The following is a 5,230-nucleotide window of genomic DNA, read 5'->3' on the forward strand; positions in this document are numbered from 1 at the left end:
CCGCCGGTCGGGGAACCGCTGGTCGCGGGGTCGCCGGTCGCGGGGTCGCCGGTCGAGGAGCCGCTGGTCGGGGACACGGACGCGATCGCCCTGCGCCCGGCAAGACCCAGCGCTCTGGCGAGGGGCGGCCCGGCGGCAGCCGACACCATCGCGACCGAAGCATCCAACGTGCCCGGGACGGTGACCGAACTACTGCCCGGTACAGCCGAATCCCCATGCCCACACGCACTGGTGGCCGACACTACGGCCAGAGCCGCGAGGCACGCCAGCAAACAACGGAGACTGGAACGCATGACCGCCGCCATCTCACCTGTCCAGGCGGCCGACCCAGTCGTTACCGCGAAGCTGTTCCCCGCGTTACCATTCTCCGCGTTATCATTTACCGCGTTACCATTCACCGCGTCGATGCCAACGATAGCACCAGACGATGCCGAACCCGGGGAGATCTGTGCGACGCCGGGAACGACAACTGCCGGACAGTTGTTCCAGTGTCCACCCCACCCGAAAAGGCGTGATCGCGCCGTTTTGACCAGCCAGCCGAACAGTGCGAACGGATAAATAATTTGGCCTACATGTGTCCGGTCGATGATTCATGAACGACACATCGGGTCACCAGCCCGGTCGGCCTGAGCAATTGTGATCGATCTCATCATGATCAATACCATCTACCCGCCGACGCCTCCGTCAGTGGCCCGACCGGCGCGCCCTGCACACTCCCGGCCCACTCCGTGCCCACGCGGCGGATGGCGGCTCCGATCTGTCCGGCGGATCTTCGATCACGTGGCCCGGCCAGGCCCTAACCTCCAGGACGGAAGGTAGCCGTCGAACGGGTAACGACCGGTGGGAGCGGGAGCACATGAGCGAGCAGGACTACCGCATCGAGCACGACTCAATGGGCGAGGTGCGGGTGCCGGCCACAGCCAGGTGGCGGGCGCAGACGCAGCGTGCGGTCGAGAACTTCCCCGTGTCGGGCCAGCGGATCTCCCGGGCCCACATCGCCGCGCTCGCCCAGATCAAGGCAGCCGCGGCGACCGTCAACGCCACGCTCGCAGTCCTGGACCCGGAGATCGCCGCTGCGATCTGCGCGGCCGCCGTGGAGGTCATCGACGGGCGCTGCGACGAGCACTTCCCGATCGACGTATTCCAGACCGGCAGTGGGACGTCATCCAACATGAACACCAACGAGGTGCTGGCGACGCTCGCCACCGAGCGGCTCGGCCGGCCGGTGCACCCCAACGACCACGTCAACGCCTCGCAGTCGTCCAATGACGTGTTCCCCTCCTCGATCCATGTCGCCGCGACGCAGGCGATCGTCCACGACCTCATCCCCGCGCTTGCCCATCTGGCCACGTCGTTGGAGCGCAAGAGCGTCGAGTTCGCCGAGGTCGTGAAGTCCGGGCGCACGCACCTGATGGATGCAACGCCGGTGACCCTCGGGCAGGAGTTCGGCGGATACGCGGCCGCGGTCCGCTACGGCGTGGAGCGCCTGCACGGCGCACTGCCGCGGATCGGTGAGCTGCCGCTGGGTGGCACCGCTGTGGGCACCGGCATCAACACCCCGCCGGGCTTTGCCGCGGCGGTCATCGAGCAGCTGGTCGCGTCCACCGGCCTGCCACTGTCGGAGGCACGCAACCACTTCGAGGCCCAGGCGTCCCGGGACGCTCTGGTCGAGGCGTCCGGTGTGCTGCGGGTGATCGCGCTGTCCCTCTACAAAGTTGCCAACGACCTGCGGTGGGCGTCGTCGGGTCCGCGCGCGGGACTCGGGGAGATCCGCCTGCCCGACCTCCAGCCAGGATCCTCGATCATGCCCGGAAAGGTGAACCCGGTCATCCCCGAGGCCGTGTGCCAGGTTGTCGCGCAGGTCGTCGGTAACGACGCGGCCGTTGCGTTCGGTGGCTCCGCGGGCAACTTCGAACTGAACGTGATGTTGCCTGTAATCGCGCGGAACCTGCTTGAGTCGATCCATATCCTGTCCACCATCAGTCGACTGTTTGCGGACCGTTGCGTGGACGGCATCGTGGCGGACGTCGAGCGCTGCCGGCGGTTTGCCGAGTCCTCTCCGTCCATCGTGACGCCGCTCAACCGCTATATCGGATACGAAGAGGCCGCCAAGGTGGCCAAGCAGTCCCTGGCTGAGGAGAAGACGATCCGGGAGGTTGTCCTCGAACGCGGCTATGTGGCCGCCGGCACACTCACCGAAGAGCAGTTGGACGCCGCGCTGGACGTCCTGTCAATGACTCACCCGTAGAAACCCCAAGGCCTCCGAGTGCGCGAAAAACATGATCGCGCACTCTTCGGCCCCACGACTCACCCGTAGAAACCCCAAGGGAGATATACCCTCGCCGATTTCCGGTCCGAACATTTCCTCCGGGTCAGCGCCCGCTCGGACCCCGCACCGGTGCGATCACAGCGGCCGGGAAGGCGCCGGACCGTTCGTGGCCGGCGAACGGCGGGGGCCGTGGAAGACCCCCCAGCAAGCCCCCACGACCCCCGCACCCGGTTCAACGACACGATCCGGTGGAGGTTACGGGCAGTCGGAAGATTTTTTCGGCTGCTCCGGACGGATCCCCCCGCCCCGACCCGTGAACACCGAGCGCGTCCATGTCATCACCCGAAATGGGCTGTGCTGCCCGCCGGTGCGAAGGACCCCCGCGAAGAAGAAGTAACAACCTGGCGATTGAGGTGTCGCGGGCCTCCCGGCCGGATAGCCTCACAGTAATCGATCGTGGGGCTTTTACGTGAGGAGGTGACGATGTACGATTACGACCTCCTCGTCATCGGGTCGGGTCCGGGTGGGCAGAAAGCGGCTATCGCCGCCGCTAAGCTGGGCCGTCGGGTGGCGATCGTCGACCGTCGTGACATGGTCGGCGGAGTCTGTATCAATACCGGCACAATCCCGTCGAAAACGCTGCGCGAGGCTGTGCTCTACCTCACCGGCATGACTCAGCGGGAGATGTACGGGCAGAGTTACCGACTCAAGGACGACATTACGGTCGGCGACCTGTCCTCACGCACGCAGCATGTCATCGGACGTGAGATCGACGTCATTCGCAGCCAGCTCAGCCGCAACCGGGTCACCCTGCTCATCGGTACGGCGAGCTTCATCGACGCGCACACAATCAGCATCAAGGGTTCCGACGAGGTCGACGAGCGGCGGGTCCACGCGGAAAAGATCATCATTGCGACCGGAACGCGGCCAGCCCGGCCGGACACGGTCGACTTCGACGGCCGCACCGTGGTCGACAGTGACCAGATCCTGGCCCTCGACAAGATTCCCGGCTCCATGGTTGTGGTCGGTGCCGGTGTGATCGGTATCGAGTACGCATCCATGTTCGCGGCGCTCGGTACGAAGGTGACAGTGGTCGAACGCAGGGACCGGATGCTCGACTTCTGCGACGTCGAGGTAGTCGAAGCTCTTAAATATCATCTGCGAGACCTTGCCGTAACATTCAGATTCCGCGAGTCGGTGGTGTCGGTGGGACGCCACAACGGCGGGACGTTGACGTTGCTGGAGAGCGGCAAGAGGCTGCCCGCGGACACCGTCATGTACTCGGCCGGTCGCCAGGGGCTCACCACGGCGCTGAACCTCGCCAACGCGGGTCTGAGCGCCGACAACCGCGGTCGGATCAAGGTGGGTTCGGATTTCCGGACCGAGATGGATCACATCTACGCAGTCGGGGATGTCATCGGCTTCCCCGCCCTGGCCGCGACATCCATGGAGCAGGGCCGGCTCGCCGCCTACTCGGCCTGCGGCGAGGACGTTCATGTGATGCGGCACGACCTGATGCCCATCGGTGTCTACACCATCCCCGAGATCTCCTATGTCGGCAGCACCGAGGACGAGCTCACCGAACGGGCCGTGCCGTTCGAGGTGGGGGTTGCCCGCTACCGGGAGCTGGCCCGAGGCCAGATCGTCGGAGATTCCTACGGCATGCTGAAACTCCTGGTCAGTTCAATCGACCGCAAACTGCTCGGCGTACACGTCTTCGGCACCGGTGCCACCGAGCTCGTCCACATCGGCCAGACCGTGATGGGCTGTGACGGCACGATCGACTACCTGGTCGACGCCGTGTTCAACTATCCGACACTAGCCGAGTCCTACAAGGTGGCCGCATTGGACGCGATGAACAAGATGCGCGCCATCGCCCGCTTCAGCGGCTGACGCGCGCCCACCCGGATCGGGCGCTGTGGACGCGCAGCTTGTCCCCCAGGATGCCGGGGAGTTCCTCGAGGAGTATCCATCGGTGATCGGAGATCTCCCCTGAAGGTAGACACACCGTTACATCTGGAACATGTAGAACAAAACGAACATCATAGTGTATATGGGCAGGTTCATCCCAGGCACTGTCCGCCGGGATGATGTGCGCCTCAATATCCACCGGTCGGGCAGTGTCCGGAATCACAACGTTCGTGGCGATTCCGGTCTCCCGGGCAAGCTGACGCAGTGCTGTGCCGAACAGGGACCGATCGACTGCCTCGACATGCCCCCCGGGAAGCAGCCAGCGGGCCAGGCGCCGATGGTGGATATGCAACACCCGCCAGTCGGATGTGACCACGACCGCACGGCACGTGACATGCCCCGGCATCGTAGCGCGATCGGTCACCGAACTCGGCCCGGCCATCGCGGCCAGCACCAGGGGGCCCACCGTCTCAAGTTCGCCCGGGTTTTCCTCAAGGTAGTTGAGAACCACCCCGGCGACCGCATTGTTGCTCACTGCCACGGCACATCACAGTACCGGCGAGAAGCCGCTCCGGGATGGCTGGGGGCGTGTCGGACGCTGCCGTTTCCATCATGTTCACGAGGTCCACCGCGGCTACCGGGCCCGAATCGAGCTGGCACATCCCAGCGACCGCACGCGTTTACCCATGAAGCTGCCCGGTGTGAAACGACTCCGGGGGTCGCACCCGGCGCTCCCGTGTCGCCAGACCGACAGGATCCCGTCCGTATTCCGGGACTGGGGACTGGGGACTGGGGCCTTCGGCGCTGACAGCCCGACGACAACCGGGGCGATCTGTCGGATGTGCCGCCTATGGTGTGGTGACCGGCACCAGTGGTGAAAGCCACACTGGTCCGGCCGGCGGATCCAGGTGACCGGGGGGCGGTCACGCATCGCGTGTCTACGTCCCCGGGTCCATGAAGGGGGAGATCAGGTTGGGCGCTCGCGAGGGTCTGGCAGGTTCGGCCCGATCCGGCCGGTACCGGATGGCGGCGGCAGCCGCGGGCGCAGGC

3 protein-coding genes are annotated in these 5,230 nt (G+C 65.6%); 2 read left to right on the forward strand and 1 reads right to left on the reverse strand.

The window, feature by feature from the left end; translation table 11 throughout:
- Window positions 1-856: 856 nt before the first annotated feature.
- Window positions 857-2,248 (forward strand): class II fumarate hydratase, encoded by a 1,392-nt coding sequence (locus tag U9980_RS18175; RefSeq protein ID WP_322752690.1) that lies wholly within the window; start codon window positions 857-859, stop codon window positions 2,246-2,248.
- Window positions 2,249-2,752: 504 nt separating this feature from the next.
- Window positions 2,753-4,162: a Si-specific NAD(P)(+) transhydrogenase gene (gene sthA / locus U9980_RS18180; protein ID WP_322769013.1), complete on the forward strand. Its 1,410-nt coding sequence runs from the start codon at window positions 2,753-2,755 to the stop codon at window positions 4,160-4,162.
- On the opposite strand, the gene U9980_RS18185 is transcribed toward sthA, so the two are convergent.
- On the reverse strand, window positions 4,152-4,715 hold the full coding sequence (locus tag U9980_RS18185) for an NUDIX hydrolase (protein ID WP_322769014.1): 564 nt from the start codon (window positions 4,713-4,715) through the stop codon (window positions 4,152-4,154). The two genes, sthA and U9980_RS18185, sit on opposite strands and share 11 nt — an antisense overlap.
- Window positions 4,716-5,230: the final 515 nt, after the last annotated feature.

Origin of the sequence: Protofrankia sp. Cr1 (assembly GCF_963555865.1) — a bacterium.
Lineage (GTDB): Bacteria > Actinomycetota > Actinomycetes > Frankiales > Frankiaceae > Protofrankia.